The 16,701-nt window shown below is 69.1% G+C and carries 16 protein-coding genes and 2 pseudogenes; 12 read left to right on the plus strand and 6 right to left on the minus strand.

What is annotated here, in order from left to right; genetic code table 11:
* The first annotated feature begins 90 nt into the window (after window positions 1-90).
* Window positions 91-537: a MarR family winged helix-turn-helix transcriptional regulator gene (locus ABZ865_RS29600; RefSeq protein ID WP_361236845.1), complete on the plus strand. Its 447-nt coding sequence runs from the start codon at window positions 91-93 to the stop codon at window positions 535-537.
* A 511-nt stretch (window positions 538-1,048) separates the two neighbouring features.
* On the opposite strand, the gene ABZ865_RS29605 is transcribed toward ABZ865_RS29600, so the two are convergent.
* Window positions 1,049-1,954 carry a LysR family transcriptional regulator gene (locus ABZ865_RS29605; protein WP_361236847.1) on the minus strand — a complete coding sequence of 302 codons (906 nt, stop codon included), beginning with the start codon at window positions 1,952-1,954 and terminating at the stop codon, window positions 1,049-1,051.
* A gap of 146 nt (window positions 1,955-2,100) precedes the next feature.
* Between ABZ865_RS29605 and ABZ865_RS29610 the strand changes: the two genes are divergently transcribed.
* The 4 genes from ABZ865_RS29610 to ABZ865_RS29625 all read left to right on the plus strand — a co-directional run bounded on the left by ABZ865_RS29610 (window position 2,101) and on the right by ABZ865_RS29625 (window position 6,162).
* Window positions 2,101-3,219 (plus strand): PrpF domain-containing protein, encoded by a 1,119-nt coding sequence (locus ABZ865_RS29610; RefSeq protein ID WP_361236850.1) that lies wholly within the window; start codon window positions 2,101-2,103, stop codon window positions 3,217-3,219.
* Window positions 3,216-4,613, plus strand: coding sequence for a C4-dicarboxylate transporter DctA (gene dctA / locus ABZ865_RS29615; protein ID WP_361236853.1), 1,398 nt, complete (start codon window positions 3,216-3,218; stop codon window positions 4,611-4,613). The genes ABZ865_RS29610 and dctA overlap by 4 nt, the downstream gene beginning before the upstream one ends.
* 248 nt (window positions 4,614-4,861) lie before the next feature.
* On the plus strand, window positions 4,862-5,329 hold the full coding sequence (locus ABZ865_RS29620; protein WP_361236855.1) for a hypothetical protein: 468 nt from the start codon (window positions 4,862-4,864) through the stop codon (window positions 5,327-5,329).
* Window positions 5,330-5,766: 437 nt separating this feature from the next.
* Complete coding sequence (locus ABZ865_RS29625) at window positions 5,767-6,162, plus strand: DUF3592 domain-containing protein (RefSeq protein ID WP_361236858.1); 396 nt, start codon at window positions 5,767-5,769, stop codon at window positions 6,160-6,162.
* Window positions 6,163-6,279: 117 nt separating this feature from the next.
* Here the strand turns inward: ABZ865_RS29625 and ABZ865_RS29630 are convergent, their stop codons facing one another.
* On the minus strand, window positions 6,280-6,447 hold the full coding sequence (locus ABZ865_RS29630; RefSeq protein WP_361236861.1) for a hypothetical protein: 168 nt from the start codon (window positions 6,445-6,447) through the stop codon (window positions 6,280-6,282).
* A 387-nt stretch (window positions 6,448-6,834) separates the two neighbouring features.
* Window positions 6,835-8,082: an MFS transporter gene (locus ABZ865_RS29635; RefSeq protein WP_361236864.1), complete on the minus strand. Its 1,248-nt coding sequence runs from the start codon at window positions 8,080-8,082 to the stop codon at window positions 6,835-6,837.
* A 104-nt stretch (window positions 8,083-8,186) separates the two neighbouring features.
* Here ABZ865_RS29635 and ABZ865_RS29640 point away from each other — a divergent pair, with 104 nt between their 5' ends.
* Window positions 8,187-9,143: a DUF5937 family protein gene (locus tag ABZ865_RS29640; protein WP_361236867.1), complete on the plus strand. Its 957-nt coding sequence runs from the start codon at window positions 8,187-8,189 to the stop codon at window positions 9,141-9,143.
* A 249-nt stretch (window positions 9,144-9,392) separates the two neighbouring features.
* Complete coding sequence (locus tag ABZ865_RS29645; RefSeq protein ID WP_361236870.1) at window positions 9,393-9,521, plus strand: hypothetical protein; 129 nt, start codon at window positions 9,393-9,395, stop codon at window positions 9,519-9,521.
* A 23-nt stretch (window positions 9,522-9,544) separates the two neighbouring features.
* On the opposite strand, the gene ABZ865_RS29650 is transcribed toward ABZ865_RS29645, so the two are convergent.
* Window positions 9,545-11,173: a CocE/NonD family hydrolase gene (locus tag ABZ865_RS29650; protein WP_361236873.1), complete on the minus strand. Its 1,629-nt coding sequence runs from the start codon at window positions 11,171-11,173 to the stop codon at window positions 9,545-9,547.
* 174 nt (window positions 11,174-11,347) lie between these two features.
* Between ABZ865_RS29650 and ABZ865_RS29655 the strand changes: the two genes are divergently transcribed.
* The 4 genes and pseudogenes from ABZ865_RS29655 to ABZ865_RS29670 all read left to right on the plus strand — a co-directional run bounded on the left by ABZ865_RS29655 (window position 11,348) and on the right by ABZ865_RS29670 (window position 13,953).
* Complete coding sequence (locus tag ABZ865_RS29655) at window positions 11,348-12,064, plus strand: TetR/AcrR family transcriptional regulator C-terminal domain-containing protein (protein ID WP_361236875.1); 717 nt, start codon at window positions 11,348-11,350, stop codon at window positions 12,062-12,064.
* A 410-nt stretch (window positions 12,065-12,474) separates the two neighbouring features.
* A pseudogene (locus ABZ865_RS29660) lies at window positions 12,475-12,630 on the plus strand (recombinase family protein); the annotation flags it as partial.
* 65 nt (window positions 12,631-12,695) lie between these two features.
* Window positions 12,696-12,930 (plus strand): annotated as a pseudogene (locus ABZ865_RS29665) (chloramphenicol phosphotransferase); the annotation flags it as partial.
* 366 nt (window positions 12,931-13,296) lie between these two features.
* A complete protein-coding gene (locus tag ABZ865_RS29670) occupies window positions 13,297-13,953 on the plus strand; it encodes a class I SAM-dependent methyltransferase (protein ID WP_361236878.1) in 657 nt (218 codons plus the stop codon).
* 144 nt (window positions 13,954-14,097) lie between these two features.
* On the opposite strand, the gene ABZ865_RS29675 is transcribed toward ABZ865_RS29670, so the two are convergent.
* Both ABZ865_RS29675 and ABZ865_RS29680 read right to left on the minus strand, forming a co-directional pair.
* Window positions 14,098-14,472, minus strand: a complete 375-nt coding sequence (locus ABZ865_RS29675; RefSeq protein WP_361237301.1) for an ATP-binding protein — start codon at window positions 14,470-14,472, stop codon at window positions 14,098-14,100.
* Window positions 14,463-15,293, minus strand: coding sequence for an NAD(P)H-binding protein (locus tag ABZ865_RS29680; protein WP_361236881.1), 831 nt, complete (start codon window positions 15,291-15,293; stop codon window positions 14,463-14,465). The genes ABZ865_RS29675 and ABZ865_RS29680 overlap by 10 nt, the downstream gene beginning before the upstream one ends.
* Window positions 15,294-15,375: 82 nt before the next feature.
* Here ABZ865_RS29680 and ABZ865_RS29685 point away from each other — a divergent pair, with 82 nt between their 5' ends.
* Window positions 15,376-16,317, plus strand: coding sequence for an AraC family transcriptional regulator (locus tag ABZ865_RS29685; protein ID WP_361236883.1), 942 nt, complete (start codon window positions 15,376-15,378; stop codon window positions 16,315-16,317).
* The last annotated feature ends 384 nt before the right edge of the window (window positions 16,318-16,701 follow it).

The raw sequence follows: 16,701 nt of genomic DNA on the forward strand, positions 1-16,701 counted from the left end.
GGTGCGAGGATGGATTCCTTGGAATCCACCTGCCTGACCCCAACCGGATTCCAAGGAAGATGATTCCCAGGAATCTACTGGAAGGCCAATGTGAGCCACATCACTCCGATCTTCACTGATCTGGTCCGCGTCGAGACCCGGCTCTACAACGCGGTGAGCGCCCGGTTGCGCGCCGAACAAGGGCTGGGGCTGGGACAGTTCGAGCTCTTGGAGATCATCGACCGCGTGCCGGGGTGCCGCGTGCTCGACATCGTCGGTGAACTGGCGATCACCGTGGGGGCCGTCAGCAAGGCGGTCGACCGGCTGGTGGCTGCGGGCTGGTGCCTGCGGGTCGCGCACCCCCAGGACCGCCGCTCGTCCGTCCTCCGCCTGACATCCGCGGGTGAGAAGCAGTTGTCCGCTTCCCGCCCCATTGTCGAAAGCGAGCTCATCTCACTGACCGCGGCGGTTCCCCCCGACGACCTGGCCCGCATCGCCTCGACCCTGGCCACCCTCCGCGCAAACCTCGAGGCGGGCTCCCACGGCCGGCCGGGATGAGGGGACATGACCCGCGAATGGCATCCGACCCCCCAGAGCTGAGTGACGCCGCTTGGCCCCGCAATGCACATCACGAATTCAATGAGGATCTACCATCTTGAATTCGCTGGTCACGGGGCTGGTGTGTGTGGTGGGTTGTGTACTCGTGCTGGTCGGGAGTGATTGTCTGGCGTCAAGATCGTCTGTCGGCGCGCGATCTCGATGTTGGTCAATACGAGCAGGGCGGGCAGGAGCGTGGTGGCGTGACGGACGTGCAGGCGGAGCTTGGTGAGGATGCGCCAGTTCTTCAGGTGCGCAGCGGAAGACATCGACCATGCCCTCGGCCTGGTCACTGCCGGAGCCGACGCTCGCCACTCTGACCCCGGACCCGTGCTCCTTCCGGATCACGAACCCCACGCACGGCCAGGGTTGCTTGGCGCCGTCCGTTGCCCACGTCCAACACCGAAGTGCGGGGGCCTGGGTTCCCCGCGGTGAGCGCGACGGTTCCATGACCGGTGGGCGTGGTTCGGTGTCAGAGGGTTCGGGCCGCAGCGGCGTCGCGGAGGAGTCCGGCGAAGGTCAGGGCGGCGGGGGTGAGCGAGTGGTCGGCCATGCGGACCAGGAGGATGCGGCGGACGGGGGCCGGTGGCTGGAGGGGCAGGACGTTGACGCCGGGTCGGATGCCCTCCAGGGCCAGGGTGGGGGCGAGGGCGACGCCGATGCCGGCGGCGACCATGGCCTGGGCTTCCTGGTAGTCGTGGGCCTCGTAGGCGATGTGGGGCTCGAAGCCGACGGCGCGGCAGCCGCGGACGAGGGCTTCGGCCACCGGGTGATGGTCGGCGCGGGTGATCCAGGGGTCGTCTGCGAAGTCGGCGAGTGAGGCGGCGTCACGGCCGGCGAGTGGATGGTGGTCGCTGACGAGAAGGGCCGGCGGGTCGTCGAGGAGTGGGGTGACGACGATGTCGTCCCGGTCGATTCGGCTCCAGTCGTAGTCCCACATCAGCGACATTTCGATCTCCCGGTTCTCCAGCATGGTCCAGAGTCCGGCGATGCGGGCGCTGCGGACGGTCAGCCGTACGTCGGGGTGGGCGTCCCGGAAGGCGATCACGGCCTGGGGGAGGAGCGAGGCGCCGACGGTGGGGAAGGTGCCGATGCGCAGGGTTCCCGCGCGCAGACCGGCGTAGTCGGCGAGTTCGTTTTCCGCGGCCTGCAGTTCGCGTTCGATCCGTTGCCCTCGTTCGGCCAGCGCCCGTCCGGCGTCGGTGAGGGTGACACCCCGGGCGTGGCGTTCCAGCAGGGGCTGTCCTGCCTCCGTTTCCAGGCGGCTGATCTGCTGCGATACCGCTGACGGTGTGTAGTTGAGGGCGCGGGCCGTCGCTGTCACCGAGCCGCGCCGGGCGACCTCCGTGAACAGCAGGATGCGCCGGACGTCGAGCATGCCGCCACCTCCAGCGTTTAGTTCAGCTTAATAGCCATACAGATTTCCGAGATTGTACTTCACGCTGCCGTAACCCACCGTGGAGGACACCACGCACGGCGAGACCGCCGGTGGGCTTCCCCTTTCATGTCTGTGAGGAGTCAGTTGTGCTGCGTCTGCAGGGCGAGATGATCCGCGGAGGAACCAGCAAGTGCTGGATCTTCGACCACCGCGACGTGGCCGCCACGGGCGTGGACGTCGATACCCTCCTGCTCGCCGCCTTCAACGCCGCCGACCCCCGCCAGATCGACGGGGTGGGCGGCGCCTCCTCCACCACCTCCAAGGCCGCCGTCGTACAGGCGTCGACCCAGGCCGGCGTGGACGTCGAGTACGCCTTCGCGCAGGTCGGGATCGGCGACGAGCGCGTGGAGTGGGCAAGCAACTGCGGCAACTGCGCCACCGCCGTGGCCCTGTACGCCGTCCACCACGATCTCGTGCCGATCACGTCGGACACCACCACCGTCCGTATGCTCAACGTCAACACCGGGGCCCGCCTCACCGGCACGATCCCCACCCCCGCGGGCGTGGCCCCGGAGGAGGGCACGGCCGTGGTGCCGGGTACCTCGGCACGGGGCGTGCCGGTCCTGCTCGGGTTTCAGGACCCGGCGGGCTCGACGACCGGCCTCGCACTGCCGACCGGCCGGACGCTGGACGAGCTGACCGGCCCGGACGGTCCCGTCGAGGCATCCCTGGTGGACGCCGGCGCGCCGGCCGCGCTGTTCGAGGCCAAAGCGTTCGGCCTCGACGGCACGGAATCCCTCACCGCGTTCGCCGCCGCAGTACCCGCGCTGACCCTGCTGCGCCGCCAGGCAGCGCTGGCCATGGGCCTGGCCCGAGAGGGCGATCCGGTCAGCCACGCGGTGCCGAAAGCGGGCATCGTCGCCCGGCCTGCCCCCTATCGCACCGCCCAGGGCATACTCGTCAACCAGGACGAGTACGACCTGGCCGTGCGCATGGTCTCCATGCACGCCCCGCACCCGGCGATCGGCCTGACCTCCGCCGTGGCCATGGCCACGGCCGCCGCCACCCCCGGCACCCTCGCCCACCGCGTCGCCCGGCAGACCGCCGACGGCACGCTGCGCCTGGGCACCCCCGCCGGCGTGATCACCACCCAAGCCGTCCCCGCACCGGACGGCGCGTCCCCCACGGTGCTGCTGCACCGCGCCGCCCGGCGTATCGCCCGAGCCGAACTCCTCGTTCCCGTCCTGGAAGGACGCCCCGCATGAGCCGCAACGACGCCGCCCCGGGTACCGTCACCGCACCACCGGGCCGCATCCGCCGGATGCTGTCCCACCTCTACATCCAGTGCCTGATCGCCGTCCTCCTCGGCGCCGCCGTGGGCGGGCTGTGGCCGTCCGTCGGCGCTGACCTCAAGCCGCTCGGCGACGGCTTCATCGCGCTGGTGAAGATGTTCATCGCTCCGATCATCTTCTGCACGGTCGTCCACGGCATCGCCTCCATGGGCAACGCCCGCGCGGTCGGCCGCGTGAGCCTGAAGGCTCTGGTCTACTTCGAGGTGCTGACCACCGTGGCCATGGTGATCGGCCTGATCGTCGTCAACGTCGTCAAGCCGGGCAGCGGTCTGCACGTCGACCTCTCGACCCTGTCCGCCAAGGGCCTGCCGCCGGAGGCGACCACGGCCCAAGAGGGCTTCGCCGAGTTCGCCCTCGCCATCATCCCGGCCACCCTGGTCAGCGCCCTGACCGGCAACGAGATCCTGCCGGTGCTGCTGGTGTCGGTGCTGTTCGGATTCGGCCTGCACGCCAGCGGAGAAGCCGGCCTGGGCATCGCCAGGGGCGTCGAGAAGTTCTCCACGGTCCTGTTCACGCTCATCCGGTGGATCATGCGGCTGGCGCCGATCGGCGCGTTCGGCTCGATGGCCTTCACCATCGGCAACTACGGCCTGGGCACCCTGCGCCACCTGGGCCTGCTGGTCGGCTCGTTCTGGCTGACCGCCCTCTTCTTCGTCCTGGTCGTCCTCGGGGCCGTGATGCGCCTGAACGGACTGCGGCTGCTGCCCTTCCTGCGCTACATCAAGGAAGAGCTGCTGATCGTCCTGGGCACCTCCTCCACCGAGCCCGTCCTGCCGCGCATGATGGCCAAGCTCCAGCACGCGGGCGCCTCGAAACCGGTCGTCGGCATCACGCTGCCCGCCGGGTACTCCTTCAATCTCGACGGCACCGCCATCTACCTGACCATGGGCTCGGTCTTCCTCGCCCAGGCCCTCGGCATCCACCTCAGCCTCACCCAGCAACTGGCCATGCTCGCCGTCATGCTGCTCACCTCCAAGGGCGCCGCAGGTGTCACCGGCTCCGGCTTCATCGCCCTGGCCGCCACCCTCAGCGCCGTCCCGCACGTCCCGCCCGCCGCCCTCGCACTGATCTTCGGCATCGACCGGTTCATGTCCGAAGCCCGCGCCCTGACCAGCCTGGTCGGCAACGGCGTCGCCACCCTGGCCGTCGCCCGCTGGGAGGGTGAGCTCGACGAGGACCGCGCCAAGGCCGTCCTGCGCGGAGAGATCCCCTACGCCCCCACCCCCGCTCCCTCCGCGGTGACAGCCGAGCCCGGTCCGAAGGAGACACCCGCACCAACCTACGACCCCGTCCCCGCCGCAAACTGATAGTGAGTGGGCGGGCCGGCCCGGAGCAGATACTCCGGGCCGGCCCGGCCACGTCTCAACAGGATGTCGTACTCGCCGCCCGGGCTGATCAGGAACTTCTGACCCTCCGGTACGCCCAGTCTTCCAACCACTGCTCAAGTCCGGCGAACGCCGCACTGAACTCCCGCACCGTCTGCCGTTCAGGTGATCAGAGGTCCACGGATTCCCCGACGTGAGCAAGGTACCTATCCGTACGATCCGGGCGGGAGGTGCGTCAGGTGGCCAGGTATACAGAACCGGACCTTCATGGACTGATCACGGCCCGCAAGGCCGAACTGGAGCTGCAGGCAGAGAAGTTGAGCCAGCAGCTTCAAGAGGTGCGCGACGAGCTCGAGGAACTCACCGTCGCCGAGCGGGTCGCACGTCGGCTGGTCGAGCAGTTGCACGCCGAAACGAGGACGACGCCTGGGGGTGCCGGCCAGGTCGCGGGCCGCGCGGTGCTGCAGCGCGAACGCGACACCGACGAGACGGGACTGCCTGTGGACTACCAGCGGATCATGGACGTGGTGCGACGGGCGGCTACGCCGGTCATGGTCAAGCGCACACGAGCGGACAACCGCCGCAACTACAGCGGGAAACACAAGGCCCACGGCCTGCTCTTCCTCGCCCTCACCGACCGCCCGTTACAACAAGCTCGTCGAGCGCCTGCGGGCCGTCGAGCTGGGTGCCATCGGTGACCTCGGCTTCGTCGGCCTGGACGACGACCCGGACAACCCCGTGGTCATCACCGGCTACATCCCTGCGAGGAAGCAGGTCAATAAGCTGATCGCGTCTGTCCGCGCGGTCTGCGAGCGCGCCCGGCGCGAAGTAGACGTCGATCGCATGCCCGGCTTCGGCGGATCGCAACGGGTGTACATGTTGGGCACGGTCACCCCGCGCGGACCGCTGTCGCACGGGATGCTCAGGACCAGGGGGTGTCCGATGGGTCAGCGAGCCTGCCCTGCCTGGTCAGTTGACCTCACTGAATACCGGCCCTTCGTGGCCCCGCCACGACCACGTAAGCCTGAGGAGCCGGTTGCCCGCGCACCTTCGTGAACCATCGGGCTGCGTGCCGCGTCCTCCTGATGCGCGGCCCGTGCCGGGCGGGCGCTGTGCGAGGAAGAGCAGGGAACGGATGACGGGTGAAACGATCGGTATCGGGCTCGCCGTATTGGCGGGCCTGGTGAGTCTGTGGGCCGGTGCCCGGGAGGCACGGCTGCAGATGCGGCTGAGCCACTACGGGCTGCACGCCGAGGGGGTGGTGGTGGACCAGGAGCACGCGCCCGGGGACGATTATTCGACGCCCGTCATCGAGTTCACCGACCGGCAGGGCCGACCCGTCAGGTTCCGGCCCGCCGCGACAGGGACGGGACTGGCCCTCGGAACCCATGTACCGGTCGTCCACCTGCCCGAAAGGCCGGAAAGCGCAAGGGTATTCACCCGGAAGTACCGCCTGTCTCCGATCGTCGGCCTGTTCGCCGGAGCCATGATCTTCCTCGGCGTCGCGCTTGGGTGCGTGCTCACGCGCTGAGCTCACAGCTCGCAGACTCGTAGGACGGTCAGGCTGGCGTGGGGCAGCCATGGCCAGGGTCATGTGTCGGTGCCGGCCGGGGGAAGGTGATGCCGCACCAGAGACCGGTACCGGGGATCACTGCCCGGCATCGGCAGCGGCGCCCCAGGCCTTCCTCCACCAATAGGTCATGTTGCGCAGGGTGGTGAGGGTGTCGGTGTGGTCCGGGCCCAGTATCTGCCTCTGGCTGTTCAGGAGTTCGGCGTAGGCGTACGCGGCCCCGGCCGCGTCCCGGGGTGGTGTCACCGGGTCCGGAGAGGTAACGGGGGGCAGGGCACTGTCATCGGTGCTGTGCGCCTGTTGCTGGCGGGCTGTTCATCCGGCTCGCCCTCCGGGGTCGGACACCGCAGGCAAGGGCAGGACCCCGGCACGGTGGCGTCCAGGACGACTGTGTCGGCCGGGTCGGCGGAGCTCGTTCGGGGCCAGGTGCAGTGGACATCTTTTGGCTGTCGGTACGCACCAGGTGTCTCGCGAGGTGTCACAACTCTGAGGGCGGGAGTCGTTTCGAGGTGAGTGGGGGAGTCACCTTCCGACCGAGCTTGCAACATTGGATTGTTTTGACGTCACCCAGGGGCTCGCGGTGGGATGGTGGAGTGTGCTTCGGCCACAGGAGGCCCGGCGGGGATGTCGCGCTCAGCCGCGGAGTTCGTTCAGGTGACGTACGTTCCGCAGCGGTGAGCAGAACACGACGAGCCAGTTGATGGCGAGCAGGACAGCGCCGGTCCAGATCGCGGCGCGGACCCCGAAGCAGGTGCCGATCAGCCCGGCCAGCAGGGCGCCGACGGAGAGAGCCCCGGTGAGCAGGAAGCGCAAGGTGGCGTTCATCCGACCCAGCATCGCCGCAGGGGTCACCGTTTGGCGGGTGCTGACCGCGAGGACGTTGGCCAGGCCGGTCTGAACGATGGTGACCATCCAGCCGGCCGCGCCCACCCACAGCAGGGGCCCCGGGGCCATGAGAGCGGTGAGCAGAGCGAAGGGACCCGTTACCGCGCCGACGATCCACAAGGCCCGGCCGTGCCCGAGGCGCCGGCCGACGGCGGGCGCGACCATCGCGCCGAGGAAACCGCCGATACCACCGGTCGACAGCACCAGCCCCAACATTCCGGCCGACAGGTGCAGTTTCTCGGTGAACAGCACCACGAACGACACCTGGCACAGCTGGATCGCCAGGTTGGTCACAACCCCCTTGACAGCGAGTGCTCGCAACATCGGATGGCCGAGCACGAAGCGCAGCCCGGCGGCTGTATCCCGCCAGAGCCGGGGTGTGGCCGTGGCTGTATGTTGCGGGCTTGGCTCGGCGGCCCGGATCCGCGCGATGCACCAGGCCGACCACAGAAAGCCGAGCGCGTCGGCGACGATCGCTGCCGCCGGCCCGACGAACTGCACCACCAGGCCGCCAATGCCGCGTCCGGAGACATCCGCGGCCTGATTCAGCCCAGTGAGGGTGGAGTTGGCGGCGACGAGCCGGTCCGCGCCGACGAGGTGGGGGACGTACGACAGATGTGCGACGTCGAAGAAGACTGTCGCCACCCCGGTGAGGAACACGACCACGTACATCTGAGGAAGCGTGAGTACTCCGCAGACCCAGGCCACGGGGATCGAGCCGGTCAGTGCGACCCTGCTCAGATTGGCCGCGACGAGCACGGTCCGTTTGGGCATGCGGTCCACCCATGCCCCCGCGGGCAGGCCGATGAGCAGAAAGGCCGCGGTGCCGAGCGCGGACAGCAAGCCGACTTGTCCCAGCCCTGCGTGGAGCACGGTCTGCGCGAGGACGGGGAGCGCCAGGAAGCTGACCTGTGCGCCGAGCCTGCCGGCCGCGTCGGCCGTGTACAGAAGCCGGAAGTCACGGTCGGTGAGCACGCTGCGGTGCCGCCGGTCCACGGTGGCTAGTGGTGCGGGTGTGACGAGTGCGCGAGTCATGGCGCCGAGGCTCGCGGACGTATGGCACGGCTCGCCATGAGTTCAGAAATGCCTAAACTCAGCGGATGCTTGAGCTGGAGTTCACCACCGAGGACCTCGCGCTGACCCGCTTGGCGATCTCGCCGCTGTGGGAGGCGATCGCGAGCCTGCGTGTCCTGACGCTGCCGGAGGGTCACCCACTGCACGACCCGTGGCTCGCGGCCGTACGCCCTCGGTTGGCGCGGGCACGGCTGGACCTGCGGCCGGTCACCGAACTTGTCACGCCGAGGGTGGCCGCGTTCGTCGCGCCGGCTCCGGTGATCGCGGCCCCGGACATCCGTCTCGAACTGGCGGCGATGCGTACGCACCCGGTGGAAGGGATCCAGGCCGACCTCGATGTCCTGGGGCTGCCCCGGTACGCGGATCCCGTCGCAGCGATCGAACGAGTGGCCACCACCATCGAGGCCTACTGGGAGCTGGCGGTGGCACCGTACTGGCCGCGCATCCGCGCGGTACTCGAAGCCGATGTACGGCACCGGGCACATCTGCTGTCCACGGGCGGCAGCCGCCAGCTCTTCTCCGACCTGGACCCCAACCTCCGCTGGGAGGACGGCAGGCTCGGGGTCAGACTGCGCAGCAACCGCTCCGGCACCGTCGAGTTGGACGGGCGGGGCCTGGTCCTCGCCCCGTCCGCCTTCGCCTGGCCTCGCGTGTCACTGCTCACTGCGCCTCCCTGGCAGCCGCTCCTGCGCTACCCGGCGCGCGGAACCGGCACCATCTGGGAGTCACGCCCGGCCGCTCCCTCGCACGCCCTCGCCCGGGTGATCGGCAGACCCAAGGCGCGCCTGCTCACCCTGCTCCATGAACCCGCGACCACCACCCAACTTGCCGCACTCACCGGGCTCACGGTCGGCGGCGCGTCACAGCACCTCACCGCGCTCCGGGACGCGGGCCTGGTGTGCCCCACCCGGATCGGCCGCAGCATCCTGTACGCCCGGACCGAAACGGCCGAGGCGCTCATGTCCGAGGCATCCGAACACTGACCACGCCTCAGCCCGGCCCGCCGTAACCTGCCGAACGCGCCCTCGTCCACGCCTTCCCCATCCTGACTGCCACCACTGTCCAGACCGACCACTCCCGCCGGCACCGATCCCCACGCTCTACTCGCCCACCACAAGCGGCACCGCTGACGGCGGCCCCACGCAGCACCGACATCACTTCTCATCGACATTGATCATGAGAACGCGTCGCGAGTGACTCCCGGACTCACGTCGAAACAACATCCACGAAAAGTGACACAGCCAGACCTGGAGCACTTCGTCGCGACCTTCCGCCCCTCCACCCCGGCCGGCGGCGGCCTGCGTGCCTTGTGCAACCCGGAGGCGGTCGGCTTGGACGACGAAGACGGCGCCGAGGAGTGAGCCGGGCCGTCGGGTCCGGCTGGTCAGCCGTTCCCCGCAGGGCTGAGCCCGGAACTGTGGGCGTGCATCGCAAGCATCAGCGCCGAGTCGGTGTGGAGCGTGATGCGCACCGGTATGAAGGTGGTGGCGTCCACTGGCGACTCCCCGGTGCCGGGATCGCGGGCGTAGCGCGGATGGGCGCCGCCGCTGATCTGCCAGCGTATGCGGTGACCGACGGCAAATCTGTGGGCGGTCGTGCTCATCGGCACGGTGATCTGCGACAGCTCCTGCCCGTCCGTCCGCAGTCGGCCCAGCCCGTCACAGATGTTGACGGAGCGGCCTTGTGGGTCCACGTCGCACAGGCGGGTGAAGACGTCGGCATGACCGGTGTCCGTGGAGATACTCAACCGCGCCGAGACCGGCCCGAGGATGTCCACGGGCTCGGTCAGCGGGGGGCCGGTGAACGTCAGGACGTCTTCCCGTGCCTCCAGGCTGCTGTTGTCACGAGGACCGGCGGTACGGGAGAGCAGAGGGCCGCCGAGGGACGGGGTGGGGTCGCCCGGGTCGTAGCGGAACGACGCCAGTGGTGCGGAGTCCGTGGGAGCCTGCCGGGTGAGATGCCCCTGCGCGGTGGGAAACCAGGGGCCGACGGCCGTGGTCGGCGGCCAGTCGTCGAGGTCCCGCCAGGCGTTTTCGCCGCCGATGTGCACGCGCACCCTTGTGGGACGCATGCCGGAGGGGTCGGCGTACAGGTGAGCGCGCAGCCAGGTGAGGCTCTCGGCGAACACCTCGGGCCATCCCTGTTGCAGGGCGGAGGTGTGGGTCCAGGGGCCGACAAGCAGGGCGGTCTCGCATCCGGCCTGACGTAGCCGGGTGTACTGCTCGAAGGTCTGGTCGGCCAGCGCGTCGTGCCATCCGGTGATCAGGCTCGTGGGCACGCTGAGCCGCTCCGCCACCTGCGCCAGGGACGCGCCGCGCCAGTACGCGTCCTTGGCGTCCGGGTGTGTCATCACGTCGTCCAGCCAGGGCACTTCGCCCCCGAGGGCCGATGCGTACGCCCCGCGCAGCGGCTGCGCGGTGGTGACCTCACGCAGGCGTCGTTGCAGGCGCAGTGTCGCCCTCAGGAACGGTGCCATGCCCTGGTGCTGGTAGGTCATACCTACGCCGACGGCGAGTGCGGTCTCCAGGCGTAGCGCACCGTGCGCGTAGAACAGAGCGTAGGGATCGTGCAGGCCCACCTGCACCACCATTGCCTTCAGTTCTGGTGGCGGGTCCACGGCGAGGGCCCATTGCACGTAGCCCAGATAACTGGGGCCGACGGTGCCCAGTGTGCCGTTGAACCAGGGCTGCTCGCGCAGCCAGGAAACCGTGGCCTGGCCGTCAGCGGCCTCGTTGCGCCACAGGTCGAACGCACCCCCGGAACCGCCGGTGCCGCGGCAGCTCTGCAGGACCACGTGAAAGCCCTGTTCGGCGAAGAGCAGGCCGTACATGGGGGACCACGGCAGGCCCCTGCCGTACGGCGAGCGCACCAGGAGGGTGGGGAAGTCGCCCTCGGCGCGCGGAAAGTAATGGTCCGTGATCAGCGGGCTGCCGTCGTCGGCCGGCACCAGCAGCCCCGGCTCCCACCCGACATCGTGCCGTTTGGCCGGGAGGCCGCGCCAGGTCGCCCTCATTATCCGTGAGGCCAGTGGCGGCTTACCGGAAGGCGGTGCCCAGGTCGGCCTCGACGCAGAACCGTGCGTGCGTGACGTCATCGTTCCCCTCCTTGATATCCGTACGATGTACGAGAATAGAGGATGCTTGACTGAGGACCGCAAGGGCCGCCGATCAAGGAAGGAGCGTGGACCATGCCCCATGACGGAGGAGCCGGCGCCCCAGGCGTCGACCCTCAGCAGCTCTGGCTGACCTCTGTCCAGCCCCGCAGAGGTCGCAAGCCTGCCTACAGCCGGGAGGCGATCACCGCGGCCGCCGTTGCCTTGGCGGACGCCGAGGGGCTCGAAGCGGTCACCATGCGGAAAGTCGCCGCACGGGTCGGAGCCGGCGTCATGTCGCTCTACAGCTACGCCCCCGACAAGGAGACGCTGCTGAACCTGATGGTCGACCACGTCAGCGGCGAACTGCCGACCACGAACACGCTCACCGGCGACTGGCGCGCCGACCTGAAGGTCATCGCCCACCTCCAGCGCACTCACATGCTGCGACACCCCTGGCTGCCCGCTGCCCTGTCCACCCGCCGCATCCCCGGACCCAACACCCTGGCCTTCCTGGAACACGCGCTCGCCGCCCTGCGGCCCGCCGGACTGGACGGTACGGCGAAGCTGGAGATCTTCGCCCAACTCACAGCATTCGTGGCCGGGCACGTCGCCCACGAAATCGCGCAGGCCGCAGCCTCGCAGTCCCCCGACCGAGCCGCAGCCGAAGCCCGCTACCTCGCCGCCGTCGCCGCGGACGGCCACCACCCGGAACTCGCCGAAGCCCTCTCCGCCCCCGGGCGCCCCCTCACCCCCGAAGCCACCTTCACCCGGTTCCTCAACCGCCTGATCGACGGCCTCGACACCGACTGATCCCGCACCGCCTCTCACCGCGCCCGTTCTCACTAACGAACAGATGCGAGAGTTCTGCGAGAGACCCGGAGTGTGATCCGTTGCCGCAGGTCGCCGTTCGCAAAAGTCCTCTCGAAACCGGCGTGTTGTGCAAGGCATTTCTGAGAGGCTGCCGTCATGAACTGGACGCCCATCAGGCCGCATTAGCCGTCGAACGTCACGACTGCCCGAACTGTGACGCGCCGGCCGGGAGTGCCTGCCGCACCCGGGGCGGAAGGACGGCCGCGAAGTACCACACCCCGCGCTTCGTCCTCGTGCCCGCGCTGCGCGAGGAACTCGAAGTGCCGGTGCCCGCCGACCGCGGCCCCGACCGGACGTGGAAGCAGGGCCCCGCGCTCGCCGTGGTCCCGACACCGCGTACCGAGCGGCCGGTGCGCATCGGGTACGCACGGACGTCGACCGCTCGCCAGGAGCTGGCGAGCCAGCTCGAAGCCCTCCGCCGGGCCGAGTGTCACAAGATCTTCCACGAGCAGATCAGCACCCGCATCAAGGTCCGGCCCGAGTTGGAGAAGGCGCTCGCGCTGGCCCACCAGTTCAAGGAAGCCGCCCCCGAGACTTCCGTCATCTTCACCGTCCACGAGCTCAAGCGCCTCAACTGGCCCGGCGCGAGCCCGCCAGGGGCGACCGCCCGCCGGGACTCGCGGTGCACCAGTACGGTCTCGTTCACACCCACGGCGACTATGACGTGGAGTGTGACACCAGCGCGGCAAGTCCACGCGAATGCGCAGCGGATCAAGGAGATTTTCCCGCACCGCCCCAGCCCTACCGCCTTCGCTCGCCTCCGTCGACGCTACCTGGCAGGCGGACAGGAACCGTTGACAGCGTAAGGCGTGCCTACAATTATCGACCGTGCTGATCTCCTCGTCCGGAACCTGAGCCCCGAGCCGGATCCATATGGGCAAGAGCGTGCGCATGAAGACCACATATACGGCTGGAGTATGAGGCTGGTGAAGGGTCTCGCAGCTCGTGGCCCAGGCTGCGCTCGCTGATCAGCGCTCCTTGCGCTGTCTCAGATCGGGGGTGAGCGGCTCGGTCTCATGCGGGTGGCGTTTCCTCACGGTCTTGGAGTTGGGGCCGGCTCAGAAGGTGCTTTTCAACTCGCCTCTTTGGACCGAGTCCGGCGGTCCGGGGAGCGGTTGACCGGTGTTCCGGAACAGGGTGTGCCTGCCGCCGGGAGTTGATGGACTGGCTGGATGAAGATCCTGTCGCCTCGTGTCCTGCGGGCCCTTGAACGGTTCAATGCCGCCTATCCGTGGGATCACAACGCCCACTACCACCGCTGGATCCTGCGGCAACTGCCCAGACGCTTCAACCAAGCCCTGGACATCGGATCCGGCAGTGGTGAGCTCGCAAGGCTGCTGGCCGGACGTGCCGCCGCCGTGAGGGCAGTCGATTCTGATCCGGTGATCACCGCCCAGGCCCAGGAGCTGACTCCTGCTGCGCTGCCCGTGACGTTCACCGTCGCGGATGCAGTAGCCGAGTTCCCTGCCGGCTCCTACGACGTCATTACGTGCGTCGCCACGATCCACCATCTGCCGTTTGCCCAGGCACTCGCCTGTTTCCGCCGTCATTTGGCGCCGGGAGGGACCTTGGTGGTCGTCGGCCTGTCTCGCGCCCAGACCCCTGTCGACCACCTGCTCGGTGCCGTTGCCATTCCGGCCAATGCCACCATGGGCTGGCTGAAGAACAGAGGCCGTCCCTCGCCCCGGCCCGTCTCCATGACGGCCCGTACTCGCTCAGCGGACATGACGTTCGACGACATCGTCCGTGAAGCCGGAGACGTCCTCCCCGGAGCCCGGCTGCGGCGACGGCTGTTCTGGCGCTATACGCTCGTATGGAATCACCCCTGAGCAGCCTGAGACTTCCTCGACCAGCTGTCGGTGCGCGGACTCTTGCGGGTCAGGCGCCGGGTCATCATGGTGATGAGCGATCAGTTCAGGTGGGATTCGGGGTGTGGGGAAGGCGTTCGTAGTCGCGTGCGTTACGGCGGGCGTTCATGCCCCAGCCGATCGTGGGAACGGGCGATGGTGCGGCCCGTACTGGGCCTTGGCGGCCGGGCCCGCGGCGGCTGCGGCCGGCGTCCCGAAGGGGAGGCCGGCCGCAGTTGTCGGTGCAGGCCGGCGGCGGCGTTTCCGCTGGCTCTGCGCGAACCGGTGGGACTGCGTGCCCGTCTCGACGATGTGCGCGTTGCACGTGACCCGGTCGACGATCGCCGTGCAGAGACGGGCATCGGTGATGGTCTGCTTCCACTCCGAGAACGGAGCGTTCGAGGCGATCGCGATGGCTCGTCGTTCCGGCTGTGAACGCTTCGGTTGGCCACTTTGGCGCTCACGCCGTCCTGCTCGGCATTGAGGGAACGTCAGTTCCAGTGGCCCGCGGCGGCGGTCTCGGTGACGAAGGTCTCGAAAGTTCTCGGGGGTCGGCCAAGGGCTCGTTCCACGCCGTCCGAGATCGCGGCCTCCGAGCCGTTGCCGATGGCCACCAGGAGCCGCGTGAGAAATCGGGCGACGTCGGGTGAGGCGCCGACAGCGACCTGTCGCTCGACGAAGACCTCTGGATCGACGTCGACGTGGCGGATCGTACGGCCGGTGGCCCGGGCGATGAGGCCGGCCGCCTCACCGAAGCTGATCGGCCGCGGGCCGGTCAAGTCGTAGACCTGGCCGCCGTGGCGGTCCTCCGTCAGCGCCGCCACGGCGACCTCTGCGATGTCCTCCGCGTCGACGAACGGTGTGCGCCCCTCACCGGTGGGCAGGGCCAGCGTCCCGGCGAGGATCCCGGTCCGCCAGGGGCCCTCGCTGAAGTTCTGCGCGAACCACTGGGGGCGCAGGATGGTCCAGTCGACGCCGGAGCCGCGCACGGCCTGCTCGGCGGCGTGCAGGGGATGTCCGTCTTCACCCGCGCGTGGGGCGGAAATCAGCACCAGGCGGCGCACACCGGCGGTGACGGCCTCGGTCACCAACCGGGGGATGCGCGCCTGGTGATCCGTGCTCGCTGACAGGCTGGGCTCCACGAGGTAGGCGGCGGTGACACCACGAAGCGCGGGCGTCCAGGTGGCCGGGTCGTCCAGGTCGAAACGGGCGTCGCCGCCGGTTCGGGATGCCGTGCGGACCGGCAGGCCGGCGACTTCGAGGCGCCGGGCGATGCGGCTGCCGGTCTTGCCGGTGCCGCCGAGGACAAGGATGGTCTTCATGCCGTCCAGCCAACCTGAGGACCGCGTGGACGATCCATGGGAGCCCGTCGCTGATTCCTTTGTGAGCGTCTAGCGTGTCGGCGTGGACGTCCTCAGTGATCTGCTGCATCGGGCCCGGGCCAGGAATGCGTTGGTCAGGCAACTGATCCAGCGTCCTCCGTGGTCGCTGGCCTTCACCGATCCGCCACCTCTCACCGTCGTGACCACGCTCGTCGGCCATGCGTCGGTGCGGATCGACGACGCAGGCACCGCACCCGTCCGTCTCACCGCAGGCGACATCGCCCTCATCACAGGCCCCGGCTCGTACACGATCGCCGACGACCCCTGCACCCCGCCTCAGGCCGTGATCCACGGGCGCAGGAAATACTGGGTCGACGGGGTGGCGGAAACGCCTGACATGCAGCGGAACCTGGCTCCCCGTACATACGGCGATGGTCGGCCCGGGGCCACGATCATGCTCCGCGGCGCATACGACGTCCACGGCGCTGTCAGCGACCGCCTGCTCGGCATGCTGCCACCGCTGGCGGTCGTACCCGCCGGGCCTGCGACCCGCGCGGCACTGGACCTGCTCGCCACCGAGGCCACCCACGACGAACCCGGTCAGGACGCCGTGCTCGGCCGGCTGCTGGACCTCGTGCTCGTGCAGGCGTTGCGGAGCTGGTGCGCCGGAGCACAGACGGCGCCCGCCTGGTACCAGGCGCTGTCCGATCCGGCCATCGGCGAGGCGGTACGCCTGCTGCACGAGGACCCTGCCCGTCGGTGGACGGTCGCAGAGCTGGCCACCCGGGTCGGCATGTCGCGTGCGGCGTTCGCAGCCCGCTTCACCGCACTGGTCGGCGAACCTCCGCTCACCTATCTCACCGGCTGGCGGATGAGCGTGGCGGCGGACCTGCTCCGGGACACCGAGACGACCGTCGCCGCCGTTGCCCACGAAGTCGGCTACGAAGACCCCTTCGCCTTCAGCGTGGCGTTCAAGCGCATCCGAGGCGTCAGCCCCTCCACCTGGCGCCGCCAGGCGCACTGATCCGGGCGACGAAGAGGGCTCCACCCCGAGGCCGACTGTGACGCTCAAAGTGGCCAACTGAGCGGTTCTGACCGCCCATTGGTGATGGATCGACTCGACGGAGCACGGCCGACGGTGCATCCAGAGCCGTTTTCAAGAATCCCCATCAACGCGAGGCCTGCCCCCACGTACCCGAAGGGTGAACGAACCAGGCCCGGCTTGTGCGGCCCGAGGCGGGTGTACGAGCGGGATTGCTCGATAGCATGCAGCACCCCCACCCGGCTGATACGCGAGCCGCTGATCCTGTTTGAGGAGCCTTGTGTCCAGCCGGTGCACTCTGGCGATCCCCGCCGCATGGGCCCCTGTCGAGTCATGGGCGGCTCGGGACGGGCGGTATGGACACGG

The organism is Streptomyces sp. NPDC047085 (genome assembly GCF_040643735.1).
Classification (GTDB): Bacteria; Actinomycetota; Actinomycetes; order Streptomycetales; family Streptomycetaceae; genus Streptomyces.

Coding starts and splice junctions, on each gene's coding strand:
- ABZ865_RS29605 (WP_361236847.1), bottom strand. CDS start 1,954: ATGCTCGACGTCCGGCGCATCCTGCTGTTCACGGAGGTCGCCCGGCGC.
- dctA (WP_361236853.1), top strand. CDS start 3,216: ATGAGCCGCAACGACGCCGCCCCGGGTACCGTCACCGCACCACCGGGC.
- ABZ865_RS29625 (WP_361236858.1), top strand. CDS start 5,767: ATGACGGGTGAAACGATCGGTATCGGGCTCGCCGTATTGGCGGGCCTG.
- ABZ865_RS29640 (WP_361236867.1), top strand. CDS start 8,187: ATGCTTGAGCTGGAGTTCACCACCGAGGACCTCGCGCTGACCCGCTTG.
- ABZ865_RS29650 (WP_361236873.1), bottom strand. CDS start 11,173: ATGAGGGCGACCTGGCGCGGCCTCCCGGCCAAACGGCACGATGTCGGG.
- ABZ865_RS29655 (WP_361236875.1), top strand. CDS start 11,348: ATGCCCCATGACGGAGGAGCCGGCGCCCCAGGCGTCGACCCTCAGCAG.
- ABZ865_RS29670 (WP_361236878.1), top strand. CDS start 13,297: ATGAAGATCCTGTCGCCTCGTGTCCTGCGGGCCCTTGAACGGTTCAAT.
- ABZ865_RS29680 (WP_361236881.1), bottom strand. CDS start 15,293: ATGAAGACCATCCTTGTCCTCGGCGGCACCGGCAAGACCGGCAGCCGC.